The following is a 24,301-nucleotide window of genomic DNA, read 5'->3' on the forward strand; positions in this document are numbered from 1 at the left end:
GTCCGGGGTGTGGCGTGTTCCGGCCTGGAGCTACCGTACCGCCGCATCGGGCACCTCCCGCAGAGCGAGCCATTGCGCCCGGCGTTCCCGCTGAGCCACCGGGTCCGCGACGGGCGAGGCCAGCCGCAGGCGCTCGGCGTACGGGTGACGCGGCGCGCGCGTGACCTGCTCCCCGTCTCCGATCTCGACGATCTCGCCCCGGTACATCACGGCGACCCGGTGACAGACCCGCCGGACGACGCCGAGGTCGTGCGAGACGAACAGGTAGGCCACGCCGGTGTCGCGCTGCAGTTCGATGAAGAGGTCGAGGATGGTGGCCTGCGTGGTGAGATCGAGCGCACTGACCGGCTCGTCGCACACGATCAGCCGCGGACCGCGGACGAGGGCGCGGGCGATCGCGATGCGCTGCCGCTGCCCGCCGGAGAACTCGCTCGGGTACCGATCCATGCTCGCGGAGGGCAGCCGCACGCGGTCGAGCATGTCGCGCACGCGCTTCTCGGCGGCCTTCGCCCCGATCCCCGTCGTCAGCAGCGGCTCGGCGAGGATATCGCCGATGGTCAGTGCCGGGTTGAGGGAGCCGTACGGGTCCTGGAACACGACCTGCACGTCGTCGGCGAGCGCCCGTCGGGCCCGGCCGCCGAGCCGGCCGATGTCCCGGCCGTCGAAGCGGATGCGGCCCGCCGTCACCGGGGCGAGGCCGAGGATGGCCTTGCCGAGCGTCGACTTCCCGGATCCGGACTCGCCGACCAGGCCCAGGCACTCACCGGGGGCGATGTCGAGGGAGACGCCGTGCAGCGCGCGGAAGGCATGCCGACCCCGGCCGTACTCGACCACGAGGTCGTCCACCTGCAGCAAGGGGTTTACCGGAGCGGTGTTCATGCGGGGACCTCCGTCCGCCGGCCGTCGAGCGCGGCGCGACCGTCGGCTTCGTCGAGCGACGCGGCGATGAGCTCGCGCGTGTACTCCTGGGTGGGCGCGGCGAAGAGGTCGTCCACAGGCCCCGTCTCCACGATGTCGCCGCCGCGCATGACGATCACACGGTCGCAGATGTCGGCGACGACGCCGAAGTTGTGCGTCACGATGAGCAGCGCCATGCCGTACTCAGCCTGCAGCTCCCGCAGCAGTTCGAGGACCTCGGCCTGCACGGTGACGTCGAGGGCGGTGGTGGGCTCGTCCGCCACGAGAAGCGACGGCCGACCGGCGATCGCGCCGGCGATGAGCACGCGCTGGGCCATGCCGCCGGACACGTGATGCGGGTAGCTGCGCATCACGCGGTCGGGGTCGGACAGCCCGACCCGGAGGAGCACCTCCCGCGCGCGCTGCCGGGCGGCGGCCTTCGCGAGCCCGTGCGTGCGGCGCAGCGGCTCGATGAGCTGATGTCCGATCGTGTACGAGGGGTCGAGATTGCTCATCGGCTCCTGCGGCACGTAGCCGATCGTGCGTCCGAGCAGGGCCTGGCGCTCCTTCGGCGTCGCGTGGGTGACCTCCGCTCCACCGACCCAGATCGCGTCGGCGGTCGCCCGGCCGGTCGCGGGGAGCAGGTCGAGCACCGAGAACACGGTCTGCGACTTGCCCGACCCGGACTCGCCGACGATCCCGACGACCTCCCCTGGCGCGACGTCGAGCGTCACGCCGTGCACGACCTCGGTCTCCCCCGTCGGCGTCGCGTGGACGACGTGCAGGTTCTCGACGCGGAGGGCCGATGCCGGAGCCTCGTGGCGGACACTGCCCGTGGCGGGAGCCGCGGCGACCTCGTCCGCGGTCTCGAGCACTCCGCGCCGCCGCCGGCGGGCCGCGCGCGGCGTGCGCACCTGCACGAGCTCGGCGAGCGTGGAGCCCATGATCGCGAGGACGGCGATCGTGAGACCGAGCGCGGCGGAGGGCCACAGCAGCATGAGCGGGTAGGTGAGCATGAGCCGGAAGCCCTCGAGCATCATCGCGCCCCAGCTCGGCACGTTCGAGTCGCCGATGCCGAGGAACTGAAGCCCCGCCTGCATGCCCATGGCGATACCCGCCGTGAGCGCGGTCTGGATGATGACGGGCGGGTAGACGGCCGTGATGACGTGGCGGAAGATGATGCGCGCGTCCGACAGGCCCGACACCCGGGCGGCGTCGATGTACGCCTCGCCGCGGACGGCGAGCGTCTGCGACCGCGCGATGCGGAAGTACCCCGGGACCATGAAGACGCCGACGGTGACCATCAGCAGCTCGAAGTTGTTGCGGCTGCCGGCGGCGACCACGAGGAGGATGATCATCCCGGGGATCGATTGGAGGGCGTCGCTGATCCAGGTCGCGACCCGGTCGAAGACGCCGCCGAAGTACCCGGCCGCGACACCCGACGGAACCCCGATGACGAGCGCCGTGACGATCGTGATGAGCGCACCCCACAGCGTCGTCCTCGTCCCGTAGATGAGGCGGCTGAGGATGTCGCGGCCGGTGGAGTCGCCGCCGAGGAGGTGCTCCGGGGAGGGCGGGGCCTTCGCGGCTGCGAGGTCGACGAGGTTCGGGTCCATCGGCGCCAGCAGTGGCGCGAACACCCCGACGAGCACGATGAGTACGAAGATGGCGAGCGGGATGGAGCCGCCGGGGTGACGGAGGAAGCGTCGGAACAGGCTCGACCGGCGCTTCTGGGCGGCCCGGTCGAAGGCGACGCGGATGTCTGTCGTGGTCATGCGACGCGCACCTTCGGGTTGATCCAGCCGAGCACGAGGTCGAGCAGGAGGTTGATGAGGACGACGAAGACGATGGAGACCACCGTGATCCCGAGCAGCATGGGGATGTCGCCGTTCTGCGACGACTGGTTCGTGAGCTGCCCCAGACCGGGGAGGCTGAAGATCTGCTCCACCACGATGGCGCCGGAGAGCAGGCCCACGAACATCAGGGCGATCACCGTGAGCGCGGCGGGCGAGGCGTTGCGGAGGATGTGCAGGTTCACCCGCGCGGCGGACAGGCCGCGGCTGCGCAGGGTGCGCACCCAGTCCTGGCGGCTCTGGGCGATCACGGCGTTCCGCAGCTGCTCGGACACGGCGACGATGCCGCCCAGGGCGAGGGAGATCGCCGGGAGCGTGATCGAGCGCAGCCACCCTTCGACGGACTGGGTCGGCGGGACGTAGCCGACGGCGGGGAACCACTGGAGCTGCACGGCCAGCCACATCACCAGGACCAGGCTCACCCAGAACCCGGGGAGCGCGAAGAGGACGACGGAGATCCCCTTGATGATCCGGTCGAACCAGGTGCCGGGGCGGAGTCCGGTGATCATGCCGAAGGCGACGCCGATGACTGCGGTGATGAGGGTCGCGAGGGTCACGACGGAGAGCGTGACGGGGACTTTGACCGCGAGCTGCGCGCCGACCGGCTGGAAGTTGCGCCACGAGACGCCGAAGTCGAGCAGCACGGCGTGGGAGAACCAGTCCCAGAACTGCACGATCAGGGGGCGGTCGAGACCGATCTTCGCTGCCAGCGCCTCCTGCTGCGCAGGACTCGCCGTGGTCCCGAGGAGCGAGGCGGTCGGATCGCTGATCGCGAGGTGGGCGAGGAAGAACGTGCCGATCGAGACCGCGACGAGCAGGAGGATGCCGGACAGCACCCGCTTCGCCGTGAAGAGGAGCATGGGGGCCTCTCGAGGGTGAGGAGGAGGGGAAGGGGTGCCGGGGCGGCCGCGTGGCGACCGCCCCGGCGGGCGTTCAGCCCTGCGTGATGTACCGCAGCGTCGGGAACATCATCCCCACGACGGGCTGCAGCTGGATGCCGGGCGCCGTGTAGTAGATGTTGTTCGCCTGGTACCAGACCGACCACCAGGCCTGGTCGACGAGGGCCTCGTTGAGCTCCTTGATGGCGGCGGTCTGCGCGTCGCCGCGCTCCGTCTGCACCTTCTCGACGAGCGGGGCGATGACCTCGTTCTTCGCGTAGTCGGGCTCCGGGTTGAACCACTGCACGCTCGTCAGCTGCCGGGAGACGGTGGCCACGTCGTTGCCGTCCATCGCGAGGAAGGAGATGAACATCGGGTAGTTCGGTGCGTTGAGCTGGTAGTCCGGCATCTGCATGTTGTCCCAGGTGACGGTGATGCCGAGCTCGTTGAGGGCCTGCTCGGCCGACGGCTTCCACATCTCGAAGATCGGGGACATCGGCATCGAGATGTCGAAGCCGTCCGGGTAGCCGGCGTCGGCCAGAAGCTCCTTCGCCTTGTCCATGTTGAACGCGTAGGCGTCGTTGAGCTCGGGATCGTTGATGTCGCCGCCGTCCGGGAACACCTGGTTGGTGGCCACGCCCGCACCGCTGCCGACCGCCGCGAGGACGGCCGCACCGTCGAACGCGTAGTTCAGCGCCTGGCGCACCTCGAGCTTGCCGAGGGGCTCGCTCTTCGCGCCGGTGTGGTCGGTGATGACGAGGCCCGCCCACCCGGAGACCCGCTGGGCGGTGTTCCAGCCCTGCTGCTCGGCCTGGTCGAGGTTGGCCACGTCGCCGTACTGCACGTTGATCTGGCCGCTGAGCATCGCGTTGTGACGGGCGGTCGCATCGGTGATCGGGTAGATCGCGAGCTCGGCGAACGGGTACGTCTTCGCGTCCCAGTGGTCCTCGGTCTTGGTGAAGTGGTACTCGGCGCCCGCGACGCTGGTGTCGCTGTCGAGCACATAGGGGCCGGAGCCGACCGGGTCACTGCCCAGCGTGCCCGCCTCGATGGAGGCCGGGGGCATGACGTAGCTGCGGCCGAGGCCCATCAGGTAGAGGATCGTGTCGTCGCGCTGCGTGAGGGCGATGCGGACGGTGTCGTCGTCGACCTTCTCGAAGCCCTTCGCGTTGACGTAGGCCTCGCCGGACCGGGCGCCGGCCTTGAGGTACTCGAGGCTCGCGACGACGGCGTCGGCGTCGACCGGGGTGCCGTCGCTGAACACAGCGTCGGTGCGGATGTCGAGGTCGATGCTGAGGTCGTCGTCGGCCACGGTCCACTTCGTCGCGAGCGACGGGATCGGGGTGCCGTCGGCGTCGAGGGCGATCAGGGCGTCGTACACCGCGGACAGGTAGGGGCCGTCGAAGCCGATGTCGGCGAGGGACGGATCCCACGACGTGACATCGAGGAAGTTGCCGATGTTGAGGGCGTCGGGGCCGTCGGCGCCACCGCCGTCGGACGGCGAGGGCGTTCCGCCGCCGCTGCAGCCGGCGAGCGCGAGGGTCGCGGCGACGGCGGCGGCGACCGCGAGGGGCATTCGTTTCATGGTTCCTTCTCTCGGGTGCAGGGGGTGGTGAAGAAGGTTCGAAGAGCCGCTGACCGGAGACCGGGACCGACGCCACTTCGATGTGTCGTGCTGGTTAGTCTACATGCGTGGAAAAAGAGCGCAAGCGTGTTTCCGCCCCCGGCCGCACGGACCGATGCCTCAGCGCGCACGCACCTTGCTCCCCCGCGCACACCCCCGTCCCCCGCGGGTGCCGGTGCGGGTGCCTGTGCCGGTGCCGGTGCCGGTGCCGGTGCCGGTGCCGGTGCCGGTGGCGGTGCCGATGCCGGTGCCGGGATCAATACCGCCCCCGCCCCCTCCCCGAGGGGCCCGTTCTTGATCCCGCCACTGCGCGCACCCCTCCGGCCGGATCAGAAGCACCCCTCCGCGGCGCCTTCAAGGCACCCTTTTCACCCCGCACCGGAGCAAGTGACGGCGGGAATGGTCTCCGCTGCCGCTTCCGAGAGAGACCACACCCACCCTCCCGGGATCAAGAACGCACCTCCCACCGCGGTCCGAGGAGCACTTCTGATCCGGCACGGAGGCGAGGAGCACTTCTGATCCAGCACGGAGGCGAGGAGCGTTTCTGATCCGGGGTGCCGGAGAGCGGTTCGGTCGTGCAGGAACAGCAGACTCGGCGACGGACCCACAGCCGCCACCAGAAGCGGGATCAGAATCGACCACACATCCTCCCCACGCGGCACGTTCTCGAATCGGCGCGCGGAGCGTCGCGCCGTGCGGGATCACAAACGTGCCAGCGGGCCGCCGACGAGGCGCGGAATGGATCCCGCAGCGGGGTGGGGGTGGAGGCGGAGCAAGACGGGATCACAAACGTGCCCGCAGAGCGCGCGCGAGGGGCGGAACTGATCCCGCGGGCGAAGCGGTCCTCAGGGGCACAGGGCGGGGCACCAGGGTCGCCTCCCGGCGCACTCTCTCTTCTCGAAGCACGTTTTCCCACGAGGACGCAGTAGGTCACACCGTGCGGGATCAGAAGCGTGCCCGCGAGGCGCCCGAGAGGTGCCGAACTGATCCCGCACGCGGAGTGGAGCGCGGGCGCGGAGCAAGGCGGGATCAGGAAAGGGCCTGCGGGGCGCGCGGGAGGTGCGGAAGTGATCCCGGACACCGGCGGCGGAGGCGGGGCGGACGCCGGCGCGGGACGCCGGAGGGGGATCCCGTGGGAGGTACGGGGGTCACCAGGTGCCGTCGGGGCGGACGGCATGGTCGACGCGGCAGTCGGCGAGGGCGGCGCGGACCTCGGCTCCGTGGTCGCGGGCGAGGGCGAGGGCGGCGTGGTTCTCCTCGAGCTGTGCGACGCGGGAGGCACCGAAGAGCACGGTAGCCGTCGCGGGGTTCGCCAGACAGAAGGCGATGCCGAGGGCGGCCGGGGTCACCCCGAACTCCCCCGCGACCCGTGCGACCTCGGGGTACACGGCGAGGATCCGCTCGCGGATACCCCCGACATCGGCACCGATCTTGCGCTGAGGCATCCGTCCCGTCGCGAGGATTCCGCCCTCGAACACGTCCGAGGCCTGCAGCGCGAGGGTTCCGTCGGCGAACAGCGGGCCGTACGCGTCACCCTCCGCCATGGCCCGTCGGGCGATGCCGTACTTGAGCTGCGCGAACGAGGGGCCGGTCGCCCCCTGCACCTCCGCCTCGGCCAGCGCCGCCCTGGTGTCCGTGATCCGCCAGTTGTTGATCCCCCACGAGTCGACCAGGCCGTCCGCGAGGAGGGCGTTCACGTCGGCGACGAGTCGCGGCATGTCCGGGGCGTCGAGGTAGTCCCCCACCACGAGGGTGTCGAAGCGGTCGAGGCCGGCCCGCTCCAGTGACTCCTCGATCTGCCCACGGAAGCCCTGGTTCGGCCAGTCCCAGAGCCAGAGCTTGCCGCACAGCACGACGTCGGCACGGTCCACCCCGCTGGCGCGAAAGGCCTCCCCGAAGAGGATGTCGGTCCGGGAGTTCTCGGCGTGCGGCCCCATGTTGTAGTACGCGATGTCGAAGAATCCGGCGTCGAGCTCGACCGCCCGGTGGATGAGCTGCACGGCGTCGTCGAACTCCATGCGATCCCAGGTGTTCCACGATCCGAGGGCGAGCGGCGGCACCGTCGCGCCTCCCGGAGACAGCGGCTTGCGGGGGTATGTCGCATCGGGCATGAGGGCTCCTTCGCCGTCTCGGGGCACGGGGTTGTGTTTTTCTATGTTTGTAGAATATAACGGACTCATCCCGTCAGAACACCCGTCAGTGAGGACGAACATGACCGCTTCCCCGCGCCGTATCCTCGTCACCGGAGGAGCCTCCGGGCTCGGCCGCGGCATCGCCACCGCCTTCCGCGCCGCCGGGGATGAGGTGTTCATCGGCGACGTGGACGAGGGCGCCGCGGCAGCCGTCGCCGCCGAGATCGGCGCCACCGCCCTCCCCCTCGACATCGGCGACGAAGCATCGGTGCAGGCGGCGGCCGAACGGATCCGCGAGGCCGGCGGACTCGACGTCCTCGTCAACAACGCCGGCGTCGTCGCCGGCGGCGGAACGCTCCAGGAGGTCGCGGTCGACGCGGTCGATGCGGCCCTGCGCGTCAACGTCCGCGGCACGTTCCTCATGCTGCGGGTCTTCGGCGGGCTGCTCGCCGCGGCCGGTCACGGGGCCATCGTCAACATCTCCTCGATCGGCGCCCGGCAGCCCACTCCCGGCCTCGGGCACTACGAGGCCACGAAGGCCGCGGTCGACGCACTCACCCGGACGGCGGCCATCGAGCTCGCCGGCTCCGGGGTGCGGGTCAACGCCGTCGCCCCCGGCCCCGTGCTCACGCCCCTGACCGCCGGATTCGCCTCGGACCCCGATGCCCGCGCCGCGTGGGAGTCGCGCATCCCGCTCGGCACCATCGCCGAGGTCGACCAGGTCACCCCGCTCGTGCTGTTCCTCGCGAGCGAGGCCGCCAGCCACATCACCGGGGTCTCGGTCCCCGTCGACGGCGGCCAGCTCCTCGTCTGATCCCGCCCCCTCCGTGCGGGATCGATTCCGCCCCTTCCGAGCACCGCGGAGGACCGTCTTCGATCCCGCCACCCGCCCCGCGACTGGAGAACCATGACCCTCCCCACCACCACCCGCGCCGCGGTGCTCACCGCGCACGGCGAGCCGCTCACGCTGCAGGACCTCCCGCTGCCCGCCGAGATCGAACCCGGCGCCGCCCTCGTCCGCATCGCCTGCACCACGCTGTGCGGCACGGACATCGAGATCTGGGAGGGGAAGATGTCGTTCCCCGGCATGCTGCCCATGGTCCTCGGCCACGAGATGGTCGGTGAGATCGTGGCCACCGGACCCGACACCCGCGACGCGCTCGGCCGCCCGCTCTCCCCTGGCGACCGGATCGGCTGGTCGGAGTCCACCTGCGGCGAGTGCCACGGGTGCGTCGTGCTGCGGGAACCGGTCGCCTGCTCCCGCCGCGGCTACGGCTTCCTCCAGCGCGCCGACGTGCCGCCGTTCGCGACGGCCGGGCTCTCCGAGTACGCGTACGTGACCCCGGGTGCCGCCAAGCTCCTGCTCCCGGCGGCGGTGAAGGACACCTGGGCCTCCATGGCCGGCTGCGCCGCGAAGACCGTCCTCCGCGCGTTCGAGCGGGCCGGTCGCATCCGCCCCGGCTCCCGCGTGGTGGTGCAGGGCTCCGGCGCCCTCGGCATCTTCGCCACGGCAGTCGCGAAGATCGCGGGTGCCGGGCAGGTCATCACCGTCGGCGCTCCCGCGGCCCGTCTGGAGCTCGCCGCCCGCTTCGGCGCCGACGCCGTCGTGGACTTCCGCGACGGGCCCGTCGTCGACCAGGTCCTGGCGCTGACCGGAGGCCAGGGGGCGGACCACGTGTTCGACTTCGCGGGCGCCCCGAGCGTCGGGCCGGATGCCGTCGGCATGGCCGCCCAGCGCGGCACCGTCGCGATCGTCGGCTCGACCGGCCCCGCCGGAGACGGCTTCGCCCTGAGCACGATCATGGGCAAGGAGCTCACGGTGGTCGGCTCGCTCAACGGCGACATCTCCGACTACGCCCGCGCGATCGACTTCTTCACGGCCTTCGCCGACCGCTTCCCGTGGGACGACCTGTTCAGCGCCCCGGTCGGACTCGCCGACGCCTCCGCGAAGATCGCCCACATGCACCACCTCGATGAGGTCAAGGCCGTCATCGACCCGAGCCTCTGAGGAGCATCATGACCACTCCCCTCCCCCTTCGCGAGATCGGCCGCAGCGGCCTGCATGCCTCCCTGTTCTCCCTGGGCTCGTGGCACACCTACGACCGCATGGACTTCGCCGACGCGGTCGCACTCCTGCGCGAGGCCACCGACCGTGGCGTGAACCTCTTCGATGTGGGCGTGTACTCCGCACCCGGCGCCCCGCCCGTCTTCACCGACGTGATCTTCTCGGCGATGGTGCGCGCGGCGGGGCTGCGCCGAGAGGAGTGGCTGCTGTCGTCGAAGCTCTGGCTGGAGGCCTTCGGCGCCGACGGCTTCCGCCCGCAGCTCGAGAACGCCCTGATGCGGGTGGGCACGGAGCACGCCGACCTCGTGATCCTCGGCGACCTGCGCCGCGACGACCTCGAGCTGCGCGATCTCGTGCTCGACCTCGCCGCCCTCACCGACGCCGGCCTCATCCGCGCGTGGGGCGTGAACAACTGGTCGGCGGGGAGCATCCAGACCCTGATCGACCTCGCCGGCGCGGAAGGCGTGCCCGGTCCGCAGATCGCGCAGCTCAAGTACAGCGTCTCGCGCCGGTCGATCCCGGACGGCGAGCCGTTCGCGCGCCTCTGGGAGCAGGGCCTCACGCTGCAGGCCTCGGACTGCCTGGAGGGCGGGATCCTCGCCGGGACGGTGAACGGCGGCCGGCAGATCGGGCGCGACCCCGGCGGCATCCGCGAGCGGATCATCGCCGACGTCCCTGCGTTCACCGCGGTCGCGGAGGACCTCGGCGTGACCCCGGCCCAGCTCGGCATCGCCTTCACCCTCACCCACCCCGCCCTGACGACGACCCTGTTCGGGGCCTCCCGCGTCACGCAGCTGCGGTCGAACCTCGATGCGGCCGCCCTCGTCGACCGCATCGGCGCCGCCGAGCTGCGCCGTCTCGTCGAGGCCTTCTGGGCCGACCGCGGGGTCGTCGACCCCGAAGGCCCCTAACGCCGTCCCACCCGAGGAGAACCATGACCATCCCCGTCCCCTTCGATCCCGACGTGCAGGCCGTGCTCGACGAGATCGCGAAGAACCCGCAGCCCGCGCTCACCCGCGAGACCCTGCCGCGCGACGGCGTCGACCGGATGTTCCCGGACAACGACGCCGTGATCGCCGGCCGGGACATCACGTGGGAGGACCGCGTCATCCCCGGCCCGCCCGGAGCACCGGACATCGAGGTCACGATCTTCCGCCCCGCGGGGTCCGAGACCTCGACGCTCCCGGGCTTCGTGAACATCCACGGCGGCGGCATGATCGTCGGCCACCGCTCGTGGGAGACGGCTCGGGTCGTCGACATCGTCGCGGAGCACGGCGTCGTGGCCGTGAACGTCGAGTACCGCCTCGCACCGGAGGACCCGTACCCCGCGGGCGTGGAGGACTGCTACGCGGCCTTCGTGTGGACGCACGCCCACGCCGCGGAGCTCGGCATCGACCCCGCGCGCATCGTCGTGGGCGGAGGCAGCGCGGGCGGCGGTCTCACTGCGGCCGTCGCCCTGCTGGCGCGCGATCGGCGGGGCCCTGTCATGGCCGGGCAGCTGCTGCTGTGCCCCATGATCGACAACACCAACACCACGGTCGCCAGTCGGCAGTATGACGGCATCGGCACCTGGCAGCGCGACATGAACCTCCTCGCCTGGTCATGCGTCCTCGGCGAGGAGCTCGCGTTCAGCACCGAGGCCCCGGCCTACGCCGCGCCGACCCGCGCGACGGATGTCTCCGGCCTCCCGCCCGCGTACATCGAGGTCGGCGAGGCGGAGATGTTCCGCGACGAGGACACCGCGTACGCCCTCCGGATCTGGGAGACCGGCGGACAGGCCGAACTGCACGTCTGGGGCGGCGGCGCCCACGGCTTCGACATGTACATGCCGAAGGCCGAGATCACCCGCGCCGCCCTCGCCGCCCGTGCCTCCTGGCTGCGACGGATCTGGCGGGCCGCCGCATGAGCACGCCGGAGCCGGTGCCCTACGACCCGGAGCTCGTCGCCGGGCTCGACGCCTTCGTCGACCTCGTGGAGGTCATCCCGCTGCGCGCCGACACGATCCACGCCAACCGCGACCACTTCGCCACGATCATCGCGCCGATGGTCGTGCAGGCGGAGGGTCGCGCCGTGACCTGGGAGGACCGGGTCATCCCCGGCCCCGTCGGGTCTCCGGACCTCGAGATCACCGTCGTGCGCCCGGCGCCGGCGCCCACGGACCCGGCACCGGCGGTGCTGTCGATCCACGGCGGCGGCATGGTGCTCGGCACACGCTTCTTCGGCACCGCCGAGCTCATCGACCTCGCCGAGCGGCACGGCGTCGTCGGCGTCGCGGTCGAGTACCGCCTCGCCCCCGAGCACCCCGGACCGGCACAGGCGGAGGACTGCTACGCGGCGCTGGAGTGGATGGTCGCCCACGCCGACGAGCTCGGCATCGACACGTCCCGCATCATCGCCTCCGGGCAGAGCGCCGGGGGCGGGCTCTCGGCAGCGGTCGCGCTGCTCTCCCGTGACCGCGGCGGGCCCCGGCTGGCCGGGCAACTCCTCGGCTGCCCGATGCTCGACGACCGCAACGAGACCCCGTCGAGCCGCCAGTACGACGGCTTCGGCGCCTGGGACCGGAACAACAACGACACCGCGTGGGACGCGATCGCCGGAGCCGACCGGTTCACCGACCGCGTGTCGCCGTACACGGCACCGGCCCGGGCCACGGATCTATCGGGACTCGCCCCGGCGTTCATCGAGGTGGGCGCCGCGGAGACCTTCCGCGACGAGGCCGTCGACTACGCGTCGCGGATCTGGGCCACGGGCGGGCAGGCCGAACTGCACGTCTGGGCGGGCGGCTACCACGGCTTCTCCGGGTTCTCCCCCGATGCCGAGGTCTCCCGGGCCGCAGTGGCCGCGCGGGAGAGCTGGCTGCGCCGCGTGCTGCGCCTCGAGGGATGAGTCTTCCGTTCGCCGCTGACGCCCCGCGGCCCCGCATGGGCACTCTGCGGGCGATGCTGGTGCTGGGCATGCTGGAAGCCTTCGGTCCGCTGTCGATGGACCTCTACCTGCCGCAGCTCCCCCAGCTCGCGGCCTCGCTCGGCACGACCGAGGCCCTGGCGCAGGCGACGATGTCGGCGTGCATGATCGGCCTCGGCCTGGGACAGCTCGTCGCCGGTCCTCTCAGCGACCGGCTGGGCAGACGCCTGCCACTGCTGGTCGGCGTCGCGGCGTTCGCGGTGCTCTCCGCGGTGTGCGCCGTCGCTCCGAACATCGAGCTGCTGCTCGTCGCGCGCTTCCTGCAGGGGCTGGCGGGATCGGCGGGCATCGTGATCTGCCTGGCGATCGCCCGCGACCAGTTCGAGGGGGTCGAGCTCTCCCGCATGCTCTCGCTGCTGTTCCTCGTCTCGGGCACCGCCCCGATCATCGCGCCGGTGGTGGGCGGTCAGCTCGCCCGCATCATGGACTGGCGCGGGATCTTCGGGGTGCTGTCCGCGGTCGGCGTGCTGTTGCTGCTCGTGGTGGTGTTCGCCCTGCCGGAGACCCTGTCGCCATGCGCCCGTCACCGCGGGGGCCTCCGGGTCTGGAGCGCGCACGCCGGAGCGGTCGTCCGCGACCGGCTCTTCGTCGCCGTGCTGTGCGCCGCGGCCGGAGGCGGTGTCGCGTTCTTCACCTACCTGTCGATGTCGTCGTTCGTGCTGCAGGACGAGTTCGGTCTCAGCCCGCAGGAGTTCAGCGTCGCCTTCGCGGCCGGCGCCCTGGCGAGTATCGCGGGCAGCCAGTTGAGCCGACTCGTGGTGCGGCGTTGGGGGCCCCTGCGCGTCTACCTGGGCGGGATCACCGCGACGCTCCTGGTGACGACGGCTTTCCTCGTGCTGGCGCTTCTGGGCGTCGGCATGAGGGGTGTCGTCATCGCGTTGGTCGCGTTCATGCTGTGCTCCGGCATCGGCGGGCCCAATGGTCAGACGCTGGCGCTCGCCCATCACGGAGTCCGTGCCGGCACCGCTTCGGCCCTTCTCGGGATGGCGACATTCCTGTTCGGCCCCGTGCTCGCCCCCGTGGCCGCCGGTCTCGGCGGGACCACGGCCATCACGATGGCCGTGACGATGACGGTCGCGGCTGCGGCAGCGGCGTTCGCCGCCTGGGCCTTCGTCCGGCCCGCGGCCCGCGATCAGTAGCGGGCCGAGAAGGCGCCGTCCGCCTGCAGGAGCTGACCCGAGATCCATCGCCCCTCTTCTGAGACGAGGAACTCGACGACGGCGGCGATGTCGGCGGGTCGCCCGAGCCTGCCCAGCGGCGTCATCTCCCCCAGGGAGGTGCGGGTCTCGTCATCCATCCAGCCGGTGTCGATCGGGCCGGGGTTCAGCACGTTCGCGGAGATGCCGCGCGGACCGAGTTCGCGGGCGGCGGAGATGACGAGCCGATCGAGCGCGCCCTTGGAAGCGCCGTACGGAAGGTTGCCGGTGACGTGATCGCTCGTGAGCGCCACGATCGCGCCGCCGTCCTCGCCGACCTGGCGTGCGAACGCTGCGATCAGGAGCAGGCTCGCCCGCGCGTTCACAGCGACGTGCAGGTCGAAGCTCTCCGCCGTGGTGTCGAGGATTCCGGACTCGACATCGTGCGCGTGGCTGAGGATCAGCGCCGAGATCGGGCCGTGCTCTGCATTCACCTCCGCCACGAGGGATGCGGGGCCGTCCGGCGTCGACAGGTCCGCCGGGTGGTCGGCGTCGCGCAGATCGCTGGTGACGACCGTCCACCCCGCGGCGCGCAGGCGCGGGACGATGCCGGCGGCGATGCTGTTCGCGCGGGCGGCACCGGTGATCAGGGCGAGGGGCATGCGTTCACGGTAGCGGACCTCCCTCACGCTCCACGATCACATCCCGGCGCACATCACGACGACACCGCCGGCCATCGCCCAGGACTCGACCGTCAGCGACCGCGCCGCTCCCCCGCGGTGCAGCTCGGAACGGCGCCACGAGGCCGCGAACGCCCACCCGACGACCCCGAGAGCACCCACCAGCACGAACGCCGAGAGCACACCGCCGAGACCATGCCCGCCGTGACCAAGAGCGGCCTCGACGCCGGCGACCGACCCCGGGGTCGAGGCGGATTCGAACATGCACGCCGCCATCACGAGCGAGCCCAGCGCCCGGTGGCAGCACGCGGGCGCGGACGGCATTCCGCGCACCCCCATCGTCCCGAGCATGGCCGAGAGCAGCAGCAACGCACCCCAGATGATGTCGCCCAGCGCGTCGAGGACCCCCGCGGCCATCAGCAGCATCCCCGACGCCATCACCACTGCCGCCTGGCGTCCCTGCCACGGCACGGCACGGCGCGCAGCGAGGCAGGCGCCGGCCGACACGAGCGCCGCCGCCGCCATCAGCCACGATGCTGCCGGGAGCAGGAAATCCACAGCCGAAGTATATTGATCGGTCGCTCAAAAAAGCGAGACCCGGTCGCAATGCGACACAATGAGCACGTGCCCCGCATCGTCGACCATGATGAGCGTCGCCGCCAGATCGCCGACGCGCTGCTCGTCGTCGCCGCCAGGGACGGTCATGAGAGCGTGTCCTCGCGGGCGGTCGCGAAGGAGCTCGGCGTCGCAACCGGCTCCCTGTGGCACTACTTCGACGGCTTCGACGACGTCGTGCGCGCCGCGGCGGCCGAGGTCACCCGCCGCACCGACGAGCGCATCGCCGCAGCCACGACCGGGCTCCGCGGACTCGCCCGCCTGCGGGCCCTGATGGGCGAGGTGCTCCCCGTCGACGAGCGCACCCGCACCGAGGCGCACGTGGTCGTCGGCTTCTGGGGGCGCCTGGCCACTCTCGCCCCGGCCCCCAATGCCGGAGCGCCGACTCTCGCGACGTGGCAGGACAGCATCCGGGAGGCCCTGGACGAGGCGGCGACCGACGGCGAGCTGCGCCCCGACACCCCCACCGGCGACCTCCTCGCCCTCCTGCGCTCGATCACCTACGGCCAGCAGGTCGTCGAGATCACGGAGCCGCAGACGCCGGAGGCGCACTTCGCGGTCCTCGACAGCATCCTCGCTCCCTGGCGACGCTGACCTCGACATCGCCCACACGCCACGGTTGTGCACCCGTGCACGCCGTCGTATCATCGTGCCAACCCGTTTCTTGAGCGTTCGCTCGAAAATAGTGAGGTCAACGATGTCCCCGCACTCCCCGCAGCCCGTCTCCCTCGAGCCCATCGCCGCTCCGCATCCGCTCGATCCGCTCACCGGCGCCGAAATCGCCGCGGCGCGCCGCATCCTCGACGCGGCAGGTCTTCTCACCGAGACCACCCGCGTGCCGATGCTGCTCCCCGACGAAGCCACGAAGGAGGAGCTCGCGGCCTGGCGCCCCGGCTCCCCCATCGACCGCCGGGTGGACGTGACGCTGCTCGACACCGCCACCGGCGTCGCGACCGAGGTGATCGTCTCGATCACCCGCGGCGAGGTCGTGCGCCAGGACCGGGTGCCCAACGACGCCCCGCCCTACGGCCAGCCGCAGTACCTGTTCGAGGAGTACGAGCGGGCCGAGGCCATCGCCAAGGCCTCGCCGGAATGGCAGGCGGCCATGCGCCGTCGCGGCCTGACGGACCACATGGCCCTCGCCTTCTGCTCCCCCCTGGCCCCGGGCCACACGGGCCGGGCCGACGAGGTGGGCCGCCGCGTGATCCGGTCCCTCACCTTCCTCCGATACGACGAGCAGGATTCCCCGTGGGCGCACCCCGTCGAGGGGCTGATCGTGCACATCGACCTCACCACGGACAGCGTGATCCGCGTCGAGGACGAGGGCGACGTGCCGGTCCCGGCCGGACACGGCAACTACTACCCGGAGGTGCAGGGCGCGGCGCGGACGACGCTGAAGCCTATCGAGATCACCCAGCCGGAGGGGCCGAGCTTCGGCGTGTCCGGCTCGCTCGTCGAGTGGGAGGGCTGGTCGATGCGCGTGGGCTTCAACGCCCGCGAGGGTCTCGTCCTGCATGACGTGTCGTTCCAGGGGCGCTCCGTGCTGCACCGGGCGAGCGTGCCGGAAATGGTCGTCCCCTACGGCGACACCGCCCCCGGGCGCTTCTGGATCAGCTACTTCGACGCGGGCGAGTACCTCCTCGGCAAGAACGCCAACCATCTGGAGCTCGGCTGCGACTGCCTCGGCGTGATCCGGTACCTCGACGGCTACGTCGCCGACGACCACGGCCACCCGGTGCGCATCCCGAACGTGATCTGCATGCACGAGGAGGACTACGGCATCCTCTGGAAGCACACCGACCTCTCCGGACGCTCCGACGTGCGGCGCTCACGGCGCTTCGTCGTCTCGTACTTCTCCACCATCGGCAACTACGACTACGGCTTCTACTGGAACTTCGGCCTGGACGGCTCGATCGAGGTCGTCGCCAAGGCCACGGGCATCGTGTTCGCCGGTGCCGGAGAGCCGGGGGTCCGCCAGAAGCACGCCACCGAACTCGCCCCGGGCGTCTTCGCCCCGGTCCACCAGCACCTGTTCTGCGCGCGCCTCGACGTGGCGATCGACGGCCAGGACAACCGCCTCGTCGAGGTGGACGCGCAGCGAGTGCCGATGGGGCCGGACAACCCGTTCGGCAACGCGTTCACCTGGTCGGAGACGGTGCTGGAGACCGAGCACGCCGCCCAGCGCGAGGCCGACTCCTCCGTCGCCCGGGTGTGGGAGGTGCAGAGCGCCTCGCGGACGAACCACGTCGGCCGCCCGACCGCCTATCACCTCGTGCCGGAGCCGACCGCTCTCCTGATGGCCGACCCCGGGTCGTCCGTCGCGGCGCGCGCGGCCTTCGCCACGAAGCACCTCTGGGCGACCCGGTACGAGCACGGCCAGATCTGGCCGGCCGGGCGCTATCCCAACGCGCACCAGGGCGGCGCCGGCCTCCCGGAGTACACCGCCGGCGACCGCCGGATCGACGGCGAGGACATGGTGCTGTGGCACACCTTCGGGCTCACGCACTTCCCCCGGCCGGAGGACTGGCCGATCATGCCCGTGGACTACGCGGGATTCTGGTTCAAGCCCTACGGCTTCCTCGACCAGAACCCGGCCATGGACGTGCCGGAGTCCTCCCAGGCGCACGGCGGTGCGACGGCGACCTCCTGCTGCGGCGGCGGCGACTCCTGCGCCTGCAGCCACTAGCGACCGTCCGGCGGTGCCGCGCCGTCGCGGGTGCGAAAAGGTGCCCCGATCGTTCCGGGCAGGAGCTTTTCGCATCCCCCCACCGCGGGGAGGGCGACGACCGACTCAGGTGAGGGCGGCGATCGCGTCGCGAAGGATGCCGTCGGCGTCCGCCAGTGCCGCCGCGGCGGTCTCGGCGGACGCTCCGGTCGCGAGCAGGAGCAGCGCGAGCTTGACGGAGCCGTCCGCGGCCTCCAGCGCGGAGGACGCGGCGTCGACGTCGACGCCCGCGAGCTGCGACACCGTGCGGATCGAGCGGGCGTGCAGCTTCTCGTTCGTCGCCAGCAGGTCGACCATGACCCCGCGGTACGTCTTGCCGAGCTTGATCATCGAGAGCGTCGTCAGCATGTTCACGACGAGCTTCTGCGCGGTGCCGGACTTCAGCCGCGTGGAGCCCGAGATGAACTCCGGCCCCGTGACGACCTCGATCGCGATCTCGGCCTCCGCGCCGATCGCCGACCCGGCGTTCGAGGCGATCGCCACCGTGAGCGCGCCGACGCCCCGGGCGTACCGCAGCCCGCCGATGACGTAGGGCGTGCGGCCGGATGCCGAGATCCCCACCACCGTGTCCAGGTCGGTGAGGTCGAGGTCGCGCAGAGCGACGGCCGCGGCCTCGTCGTCGTCCTCCGCGTTCTCCACCGCCGAGCGGATGGCCGTCTCCCCGCCCGCGATGAGCCCCACGACCATCGACGGGTCGGTGCCGAAGGTGGGCGGGCACTCGCTCGCGTCCAGCACGCCGATGCGTCCGGCCGTGCCCGCTCCGATGTAGATGAGGCGACCGCCGCGTCGGAACCGCTCCGTGATGCCGTCCACCGCCGCCGCGATCTCCGCCGCGCGACCGGCCACGGCCTCGGGCACGCGCCGGTCCTCGGCGTTCATGCGCTCGACGAGCTCGGTCGTGCTCAGCAGGTCGAGGTCGCCGCGCTCGGTGGTGGAGGCCTCGGTGTCGAGGCCCGCGAGCTCGGCGAGGAGGGTGGTCAGACGGGGGTCATTCGGCACGGTGCACGAACCTTTCATGGGGGAGGTCGAGGCGACGGGTCAGCAGCAGGGCCCCGTCCATGGCGCCGCCTCGCGCGGGGACGACGCGGTGGCCGCTCGTCTCCAGGGCGCGGGTCAGGGCGGCGCGGAAGCCGTCGTGGTCGGTGAGGCCGCCGTGCAGCACGACGTCCGCTGTCGCGCCTGCGGCCGCAGCGGTCGTCGCCGCGAGGAGCCGGACGGCCTCGTCCACGATCCCGATGGCGACGGCGTCGTCGTCTGCGGCCGCGGCGAGCACGAGGGGCGCGAGGGTCGCGAGGCGGCGGGCGAGGGCTCCGTCGGCGGCGAGCCAAGCCTGGATGGCCGAGGGCGGGCCGACGGGGGCGGCGAGCGCCGCGGTGAGAGCGGTGGGCGCGGCCAGCCCGTCGTGGGCACGGAGCACGGCGCGCAACGCCTCCCGGCCGAGCCAGGATCCGCTGCCGAAGTCACCCAGCTCGGGGCCCCAGCCGTCGACCAGACGCGCTCCGGAGGGGTCGACGCCCAGCGCCACGGCTCCGGTGCCGGCGATAAGCAGCACGCCGGCCGCGCCGTCGAGAGCGCCTGCATGGGCGGTGACCACGTCCGACGCCACGGCCACGCGTGCGCCGGTCCGTGCGGCGAGCGCGGCGGCGAGTTCCGCGGCCGCCTCCGGGGCGAACCAGGCGCCGGCCGCCCCCACGCCGAGCGTGTCGATGCGCCCGACGTCGTCGAGCAGCGGGAGAATCGCGGTGAGCGCCGCTTCCACTCCGCCCGCCGCGGCGAGGCCCGGGGCTCCGAGCCCGGAGCGCTCCCCGGCCGTCGCGCCGTGCACGACGAGGCGGCAGCGGGACTTGCCGAGATCGACGGTGGCGGTCGTCTCGCTCATCGGCACTCCTCGGATCCGGCGGAAAGAAAGAAAAGCGACTACACAACACGTAGACTCGCTGAAAAGAATTTACCATCCCGTTCCGCCGTTCCGGAGGATACCGTGAGCATCCAGTCGACGATCGAAGCCGCCGCTGCGACCCTGCCCCCGTCCCTGGCCCGCGTCGCGGCCGCCGTGCGGGAGAACCCCAGCCTCGTGATCGACAAGACGATCAGCGAGCTCGCGACGGAGTGCCGCACCTCGGTCGCGTCCGTCGTCCGATTCTGCCGGGCGATCGGCTTCACCGGATACGCCCCGCTGCGCATGGCCCTGGCCACCGAGCTCGGCAAGGAGGCCGCCCAGTTCTCCGCCCGCGGCGCCTACGGCTCCGAGATCTCCGACGAGGACTCGCTGGAGGAGGCCGTCTCCAAGCTCGCCGCCCTGGAACTCCTCGCGATCGAGGAGACCGTCGGACAGCTCGACTTCGCCGTGCTGACGGCGGCGGTCGCGGCCATCGACGGCGCCGACCGCATCCTCCTGTACGGCATCGGCGCCAGCCAGTTCGTCGCGGAGGACCTCGCGCACAAGCTGCTCCGCGTCGGCCGCAACGCCCACGTCCTCTCCGACCCCCACGAGGCGATCGCCGCCGCCGTGCTCCCCGTCGGGACGACCGTCGCTATCGGGTTCTCGCATGCGGGGTCGACCATCGAGACGGTGCGGTTCCTCGAAGCCGCCGTCGCCAACGGCGCGACGACGGTGGCCGTCACCTCCGTGAAGGACTCCCCGCTCGCCCAGGTCGCCGACCACGCCCTATTCACCGAGGTGCGCGAGTCGACCTTCCGCGCCGGGGCGATGGTGAGCCGGATCGCACAGCTCGCCCTCGTGGACTGCCTGTTCATCGGCGTCGCCAAGCGCCGGTACGCCGAGACCGTCGACGCCCTGCAGCGCACGCGTCAGGCGACGCGCCTCCTCCGCGACTGACGACGCCTCGCCCCGTCAGTCGAGCGCCGACTCCGGGGTGGCACGGGCATCCGAGCGCGTCGCGGAGGGTCCCATCGTGCCGGCCGTGCGCAGGAACACGATGATCCAGCTGAAGATCAGCACGGCCGCGATGAGCTCGACCGCCGTGAGGTTGTAGTAGCCGACAGCGAAGAACGCCCCCAGCAGCACGATGACCAGCACGTGGGCCCAGCCGAGTCCCACGAACACCCGCGGGATGCTGCGCACGAACCACGGCAGGCCGACGACGATCACCGCGAACACCACCGCCATGCCCGTCGCGACCGTGTTGTGCAGGCCGAAGAACTCGTCCACCGGGAAGATGCCCACGCACGCGAGGAAGATCCCCATGAGGATGAGGCCCCCGCGCACGATCGTCCGGCCGCGACGGTCGACCGGGTCGTCGACGGGCAGCCCCGCGGTCGCATAGCGGGAGATGGTCGTCACCATGATCCCCGCGATGATGAGGGTCACGTTGAAGGCCACCGAGGCGCTGTTGCTGCTCATGCCCAGCGCGGACAGGTTGTCGCGCCACCAGTGCACGTCGCTCGACGCCAGCATCGCCGCGAACGCCCCTACGACGAGGAACACCGCCAGCACCAGCGACAGCACGGTCGGCGTCAGTGCGACGGCGCTGAGGAAGGCGACGTAGCCGGTGAGTGCGAAGGCCACCGCGACGAGGATCGCCCCGGGGAACGGGAAGACCGGGGCGTCGACGAAGCTCTGCTCCAGGAGCTGCGCGATGCCGAGCCAGCCGAGGTAGGCGATCGCGGCGTGCGCGAACGCGATGGCGGCGAGGTCGTACCAGCGGAGCCGGTCACCGGGAACCGCGAATCCGTCCCTCGCGACCGACGGGTCGGGCTCCGGAGCCCGCACGGCGAGGCGCCCCAGAGCGAAGGCGAGCGCGGCCGCGATCGCACCGCCGTACGCCGCGAACATGCCGATCGATCCGGTGCCGCTGATCGAGAGCTGGTGCCCCCAGAACACCGGCAGGGCCACGAGGAATCCCACCAGCAGGAACGCCGCGCCGACGATCAGCGCCGTTGCCTCGAACACCGCGTCCGCGGTGGCGGGTCCACGCACCTGACGGAGCACGTGCCGGATCCGCTGCCCCACCGTCGACATCATCCCGCCGTTCACGGACCACATCCTAGACGGCACCCCGCGCGGCCGTCGCCGGTGGTAGCATCGCGGAACGGATCGTATACAACGTCGTCGTTCCCACCAGCCCGAGGTGATCAGTCATGAACGGTGCCCTCACCACCCCCGCCGAATCGGTGTCGACCCTCGTCGCGCGCAACATCAGCGAGTTCCGCGCCGCCGTCTCCGAGTCGTTCGTCCCCCTGCAGGTGTCCTCCGCGGGCGCCGACCAGTTCCGCGGCGTGATCCGCGGCGCCGCCGTCGACGAAGTCCACGTCAACGACATCCGCGCGACCTCGCACGTCGTCGAGCGCACCACCGAGCTCATCGCCCGCGGCGACCGCTCGTACTTCAAGGTGAGCCTGATGCTCGCCGGGACCGGGCTGCTCATCCAGGACGACCGCGAGGCCGTGCTGCAGCCGGGCGACCTCGCCGTCTACGACACCGATCGCCCGTACTCCCTCGTCTTCGATCAGGACTTCCGCACCATGGTGGTCATGTTCCCGAAGCACCTCATCAGCCTGCCCGCGGACATGATCGGGCAGCTCACGGCCGTCCGCATCTCCGGGCAGGAGGGGCTGGGCGGCATGGTCGTGCCGTACCTGACGCAGCTCGCCGGCAACCTCGACGAGCTCGCCGGCACGACGGGGGCTCGGCTCGCGCACAGCGCCCTCGACCTCGTGACCACCGTGTTCACGCGGGAGCTCGGTCTCGACCAGGCTTCCGCCGACCCGCACCGCGCCCTCATGCAGCGGATCCGTGCGCACATCGACCGCAACCTCGCCTCCACCGACCTCGGTCCGGCCTCCATCGCCGCGGCGCACTTCATCTCCACCCGCCACCTGCACGGTCTGTTCCAGGAGCAGGGGGTGACCGTGTCGACGTGGATCCGCACCCGCCGCCTGGAGCAGTGCCGCCGCGACCTCCTCGACCCGATGCTCGCCGACCGCCCCGTCGCCGCGATCGCCGCCCGCTGGGGCTTCGTCGACGCCGCGCACTTCAGCCGTGCGTTCAAGACCGCCTTCGGCGTCTCCCCCAGCGAGTACCGCGCCACCCACTGACCCCGTCGTTCCTGTCCTCCCCGTCGCGCGCGGGATCAAAACCGCCCCGCCAGCGCCCACCCCGCGCAGGTTCCTGATCCCGCACCGTCCCCCGTCGCGCGCGCGGGACAAGAACGCACCCCACACGCCCTTGGCAGGTGCAGTTTCGACCCCGAACCGACGCGCGGCACGCCCTGCACGGAAGAACACGACTCCCGTGCCCCGGAGGGCACCGCGTTCGGGTGCGGGATCAGGAACGGGCCTCATACGCGTCCGGTAGGGGCGTTTCCCGTCCCGCACCGGGGCGGCCGCACGCGCGACGCCGGTGCGGGATCAGGAACGCACTCCACCCGCGTCCGGCAGGGGCGTTTTCGATCCCGCACCGACGAGAGGCACGCCGTACGCGGGAGGGCACGGCTCCCGCGCGCCAGAGGACACGACTGACTCCCGCGTGCGGGATCAGAAACGCGCCCCATCCGCGTCCGGGAGGGGCGTTTCCCGTCCCGCACCGGGGTGGCCGCAGGCGGGACGCCCGTGCGGGATCAGGAACGCACCCCAAACGCGTCCGGCAGGGGCGGTTTCCGTCCCGCACCGGGGCGGCGGCCGGTGGGACACACCGGTGCGGGATCAGGAACGGGCCGCCGTTGGGCGCGGCAGGGGCGCTTTTGACCCCGCACGGGGGCCAGGGGCGGATTCGGGGGGCGGGGCATCCGCGGGGGCGGGACTTGCCCGGGAGGGCACGCCGGTTGACTGTCGGTGCGGGATGGACTCCGCGCGCTTGAGGGCTCCCCCGGGCCGGCCGGAGCATGAGGCAAGCGCATCGCGACGACGCGGTGCCCGGGGCGACGAGGCCCCGCCGTGTGCGACGTCAGGACCCTCATGACCGACATCTCCACCGACCCCGCTCTGGACGAATGGCGCACGTACGACGAGTTCGCCGCGGGCATCGACACCTTCCGCCTGCCGAGCACGACGCTCGCCGGAACCGCGCTCTCGCTCACCCTCGATGACGACACCACGCTCGCGCTCCGCTTCGACGAGGACTCCGTGACCTGGGAGGGACTGGGCTCCTCGGGACGCGACCCGTACGACGCGGTCCGCGTGCGCGACGACGTCGTCTTCGTGAACATCCCCTTCGAGACCCGCGAGCGCGAAGCCCTCACCGTCGTCTTCTCCACCACGACCCACCGCGCCACCGTCATCCGCTCCCGCATCGCGGCGGAGGCCGTCGAGGGCACGCCGCAGGTCGGGCAGGACTTCTGGGCCGCGACCACCGACGCCGGCCCCGCGACCGGAGAGGTCCCCGGTCCGAGCCGCGACCTCATCGGCAAGCGGAACGTCTACCGCTACAGCCCCCACCACCTGTACGAGCACGTCTACGTCTCCAGCCAGCGCTACGCGTGGCAGTGCCTCGAGGGCGTCCAGCGCGGTCACGGCGACATGGACCTCTCCACGGTGTGGAAGTTCGCGGACGGTCTCTACCTGTTCTGCTTCCGCGAGTTCCGGATCGCGGTGGCGAGCGTCTGGCTCCACGACCTCGGCTACCAGCTCATGACGACGGGGATCTTCCTCGGACTCAACGGCGACGGCGAGTCCGAGCACTCCCGCGCCGGCGGGCACATCTACCCCCTGGGCGCCGTCGCCTACCCCGACGCGCAGCCCGTCTGACCCTTCGACCCTTCGACCCTTCGACCC

General features: G+C 71.7%; 21 protein-coding genes. 11 read left to right on the forward strand and 10 right to left on the reverse strand.

Annotation, left to right across the window (positions count from 1 at the left end; all coding sequences use genetic code 11):
* Positions 1-30 precede the first annotated feature (30 nt).
* The 5 genes from B7W94_RS12050 to B7W94_RS12075 form a co-directional block, all read right to left on the reverse strand.
* Positions 31-879, reverse strand: a complete 849-nt coding sequence (locus B7W94_RS12050; protein ID WP_029989391.1) for an ATP-binding cassette domain-containing protein — start codon at positions 877-879, stop codon at positions 31-33.
* Complete coding sequence (locus B7W94_RS12055; protein ID WP_085606711.1) at positions 876-2,672, reverse strand: dipeptide/oligopeptide/nickel ABC transporter permease/ATP-binding protein; 1,797 nt, start codon at positions 2,670-2,672, stop codon at positions 876-878. Before B7W94_RS12055 ends, B7W94_RS12050 begins: the two co-directional genes overlap by 4 nt.
* Positions 2,669-3,610 (reverse strand): ABC transporter permease, encoded by a 942-nt coding sequence (locus B7W94_RS12060; protein ID WP_025103884.1) that lies wholly within the window; start codon positions 3,608-3,610, stop codon positions 2,669-2,671. The genes B7W94_RS12055 and B7W94_RS12060 overlap by 4 nt, the downstream gene beginning before the upstream one ends.
* Positions 3,611-3,683: 73 nt before the next feature.
* Positions 3,684-5,213 carry an ABC transporter substrate-binding protein gene (locus B7W94_RS12065; RefSeq protein ID WP_253247436.1) on the reverse strand — a complete coding sequence of 510 codons (1,530 nt, stop codon included), beginning with the start codon at positions 5,211-5,213 and terminating at the stop codon, positions 3,684-3,686.
* Between the two features lie 1,187 nt (positions 5,214-6,400).
* Positions 6,401-7,363, reverse strand: a complete 963-nt coding sequence (locus B7W94_RS12075; RefSeq protein WP_085606717.1) for an aldo/keto reductase — start codon at positions 7,361-7,363, stop codon at positions 6,401-6,403.
* A gap of 100 nt (positions 7,364-7,463) precedes the next feature.
* On the opposite strand from B7W94_RS12075, the gene B7W94_RS12080 reads away from it, so the two are divergent.
* From B7W94_RS12080 to B7W94_RS12105, 6 genes are all read left to right on the forward strand, one after another.
* Positions 7,464-8,198 carry an SDR family NAD(P)-dependent oxidoreductase gene (locus B7W94_RS12080; RefSeq protein WP_085606719.1) on the forward strand — a complete coding sequence of 245 codons (735 nt, stop codon included), beginning with the start codon at positions 7,464-7,466 and terminating at the stop codon, positions 8,196-8,198.
* A 93-nt stretch (positions 8,199-8,291) separates the two neighbouring features.
* On the forward strand, positions 8,292-9,392 hold the full coding sequence (locus B7W94_RS12085; RefSeq protein WP_085606721.1) for a zinc-binding dehydrogenase: 1,101 nt from the start codon (positions 8,292-8,294) through the stop codon (positions 9,390-9,392).
* Between the two features lie 8 nt (positions 9,393-9,400).
* Positions 9,401-10,360, forward strand: coding sequence for an aldo/keto reductase (locus tag B7W94_RS12090; protein WP_085606723.1), 960 nt, complete (start codon positions 9,401-9,403; stop codon positions 10,358-10,360).
* A gap of 23 nt (positions 10,361-10,383) precedes the next feature.
* Positions 10,384-11,355 (forward strand): alpha/beta hydrolase, encoded by a 972-nt coding sequence (locus B7W94_RS12095; RefSeq protein WP_085606725.1) that lies wholly within the window; start codon positions 10,384-10,386, stop codon positions 11,353-11,355.
* Positions 11,352-12,335 (forward strand): alpha/beta hydrolase, encoded by a 984-nt coding sequence (locus B7W94_RS12100; RefSeq protein WP_085606727.1) that lies wholly within the window; start codon positions 11,352-11,354, stop codon positions 12,333-12,335. Before B7W94_RS12095 ends, B7W94_RS12100 begins: the two co-directional genes overlap by 4 nt.
* On the forward strand, positions 12,332-13,552 hold the full coding sequence (locus B7W94_RS12105) for a multidrug effflux MFS transporter (protein WP_231729416.1): 1,221 nt from the start codon (positions 12,332-12,334) through the stop codon (positions 13,550-13,552). Before B7W94_RS12100 ends, B7W94_RS12105 begins: the two co-directional genes overlap by 4 nt.
* On the opposite strand, the gene B7W94_RS12110 is transcribed toward B7W94_RS12105, so the two are convergent.
* Both B7W94_RS12110 and B7W94_RS12115 read right to left on the reverse strand, forming a co-directional pair.
* On the reverse strand, positions 13,546-14,211 hold the full coding sequence (locus B7W94_RS12110; RefSeq protein ID WP_085606729.1) for an SDR family oxidoreductase: 666 nt from the start codon (positions 14,209-14,211) through the stop codon (positions 13,546-13,548). The two genes, B7W94_RS12105 and B7W94_RS12110, sit on opposite strands and share 7 nt — an antisense overlap.
* A gap of 36 nt (positions 14,212-14,247) precedes the next feature.
* A complete protein-coding gene (locus tag B7W94_RS12115; RefSeq protein ID WP_139833319.1) occupies positions 14,248-14,787 on the reverse strand; it encodes a hypothetical protein in 540 nt (179 codons plus the stop codon).
* 66 nt (positions 14,788-14,853) lie between these two features.
* Between B7W94_RS12115 and B7W94_RS12120 the strand changes: the two genes are divergently transcribed.
* Together B7W94_RS12120 and B7W94_RS12125 are read left to right on the forward strand one after the other, a co-directional pair.
* Positions 14,854-15,438: a TetR/AcrR family transcriptional regulator gene (locus B7W94_RS12120; protein WP_085606898.1), complete on the forward strand. Its 585-nt coding sequence runs from the start codon at positions 14,854-14,856 to the stop codon at positions 15,436-15,438.
* 103 nt (positions 15,439-15,541) lie between these two features.
* Positions 15,542-17,530 carry a primary-amine oxidase gene (locus tag B7W94_RS12125; protein ID WP_085606733.1) on the forward strand — a complete coding sequence of 663 codons (1,989 nt, stop codon included), beginning with the start codon at positions 15,542-15,544 and terminating at the stop codon, positions 17,528-17,530.
* Positions 17,531-17,635: 105 nt separating this feature from the next.
* On the opposite strand, the gene murQ is transcribed toward B7W94_RS12125, so the two are convergent.
* Positions 17,636-18,568 (reverse strand): N-acetylmuramic acid 6-phosphate etherase, encoded by a 933-nt coding sequence (gene murQ / locus B7W94_RS12130; RefSeq protein ID WP_085606735.1) that lies wholly within the window; start codon positions 18,566-18,568, stop codon positions 17,636-17,638.
* Positions 18,558-19,448 carry a BadF/BadG/BcrA/BcrD ATPase family protein gene (locus tag B7W94_RS12135; protein ID WP_085606737.1) on the reverse strand — a complete coding sequence of 297 codons (891 nt, stop codon included), beginning with the start codon at positions 19,446-19,448 and terminating at the stop codon, positions 18,558-18,560. The genes murQ and B7W94_RS12135 overlap by 11 nt, the downstream gene beginning before the upstream one ends.
* 102 nt (positions 19,449-19,550) lie before the next feature.
* Between B7W94_RS12135 and B7W94_RS12140 the strand changes: the two genes are divergently transcribed.
* The gene (locus B7W94_RS12140; protein WP_085606739.1) at positions 19,551-20,408 is read left to right on the forward strand and encodes a MurR/RpiR family transcriptional regulator; all 858 of its coding nucleotides are present in this window, start codon (positions 19,551-19,553) and stop codon (positions 20,406-20,408) included.
* Between the two features lie 15 nt (positions 20,409-20,423).
* Here the strand turns inward: B7W94_RS12140 and B7W94_RS12145 are convergent, their stop codons facing one another.
* Complete coding sequence (locus tag B7W94_RS12145; RefSeq protein ID WP_253247437.1) at positions 20,424-21,566, reverse strand: DUF998 domain-containing protein; 1,143 nt, start codon at positions 21,564-21,566, stop codon at positions 20,424-20,426.
* A 104-nt stretch (positions 21,567-21,670) separates the two neighbouring features.
* Between B7W94_RS12145 and B7W94_RS12150 the strand changes: the two genes are divergently transcribed.
* Positions 21,671-22,627 (forward strand): helix-turn-helix domain-containing protein, encoded by a 957-nt coding sequence (locus B7W94_RS12150; protein ID WP_025103869.1) that lies wholly within the window; start codon positions 21,671-21,673, stop codon positions 22,625-22,627.
* Between the two features lie 858 nt (positions 22,628-23,485).
* Complete coding sequence (locus B7W94_RS12155) at positions 23,486-24,274, forward strand: MoaF C-terminal domain-containing protein (protein WP_062766334.1); 789 nt, start codon at positions 23,486-23,488, stop codon at positions 24,272-24,274.
* Positions 24,275-24,301 lie beyond the last annotated feature (27 nt).

Origin of the sequence: Microbacterium sp. LEMMJ01 (assembly GCF_002114135.1) — a bacterium.
Taxonomy (GTDB): Bacteria; Actinomycetota; Actinomycetes; order Actinomycetales; family Microbacteriaceae; genus Microbacterium.

What these genes read in the sequence shown, in the direction of transcription:
- B7W94_RS12105 (WP_231729416.1), top strand. Translation starts at nt 12,332, where the DNA reads ATGAGTCTTCCGTTCGCCGCTGACGCCCCGCGGCCCCGCATGGGCACT.
- B7W94_RS12095 (WP_085606725.1), top strand. Translation starts at nt 10,384, where the DNA reads ATGACCATCCCCGTCCCCTTCGATCCCGACGTGCAGGCCGTGCTCGAC.
- B7W94_RS12090 (WP_085606723.1), top strand. Translation starts at nt 9,401, where the DNA reads ATGACCACTCCCCTCCCCCTTCGCGAGATCGGCCGCAGCGGCCTGCAT.
- B7W94_RS12065 (WP_253247436.1), bottom strand. Translation starts at nt 5,213, where the DNA reads ATGAAACGAATGCCCCTCGCGGTCGCCGCCGCCGTCGCCGCGACCCTC.
- B7W94_RS12085 (WP_085606721.1), top strand. Translation starts at nt 8,292, where the DNA reads ATGACCCTCCCCACCACCACCCGCGCCGCGGTGCTCACCGCGCACGGC.
- B7W94_RS12125 (WP_085606733.1), top strand. Translation starts at nt 15,542, where the DNA reads ATGTCCCCGCACTCCCCGCAGCCCGTCTCCCTCGAGCCCATCGCCGCT.
- B7W94_RS12055 (WP_085606711.1), bottom strand. Translation starts at nt 2,672, where the DNA reads ATGACCACGACAGACATCCGCGTCGCCTTCGACCGGGCCGCCCAGAAG.
- B7W94_RS12060 (WP_025103884.1), bottom strand. Translation starts at nt 3,610, where the DNA reads ATGCTCCTCTTCACGGCGAAGCGGGTGCTGTCCGGCATCCTCCTGCTC.
- B7W94_RS12075 (WP_085606717.1), bottom strand. Translation starts at nt 7,363, where the DNA reads ATGCCCGATGCGACATACCCCCGCAAGCCGCTGTCTCCGGGAGGCGCG.
- B7W94_RS12080 (WP_085606719.1), top strand. Translation starts at nt 7,464, where the DNA reads ATGACCGCTTCCCCGCGCCGTATCCTCGTCACCGGAGGAGCCTCCGGG.
- B7W94_RS12100 (WP_085606727.1), top strand. Translation starts at nt 11,352, where the DNA reads ATGAGCACGCCGGAGCCGGTGCCCTACGACCCGGAGCTCGTCGCCGGG.
- B7W94_RS12110 (WP_085606729.1), bottom strand. Translation starts at nt 14,211, where the DNA reads ATGCCCCTCGCCCTGATCACCGGTGCCGCCCGCGCGAACAGCATCGCC.
- B7W94_RS12050 (WP_029989391.1), bottom strand. Translation starts at nt 879, where the DNA reads ATGAACACCGCTCCGGTAAACCCCTTGCTGCAGGTGGACGACCTCGTG.
- B7W94_RS12150 (WP_025103869.1), top strand. Translation starts at nt 21,671, where the DNA reads ATGAACGGTGCCCTCACCACCCCCGCCGAATCGGTGTCGACCCTCGTC.
- B7W94_RS12135 (WP_085606737.1), bottom strand. Translation starts at nt 19,448, where the DNA reads ATGAGCGAGACGACCGCCACCGTCGATCTCGGCAAGTCCCGCTGCCGC.
- B7W94_RS12155 (WP_062766334.1), top strand. Translation starts at nt 23,486, where the DNA reads ATGACCGACATCTCCACCGACCCCGCTCTGGACGAATGGCGCACGTAC.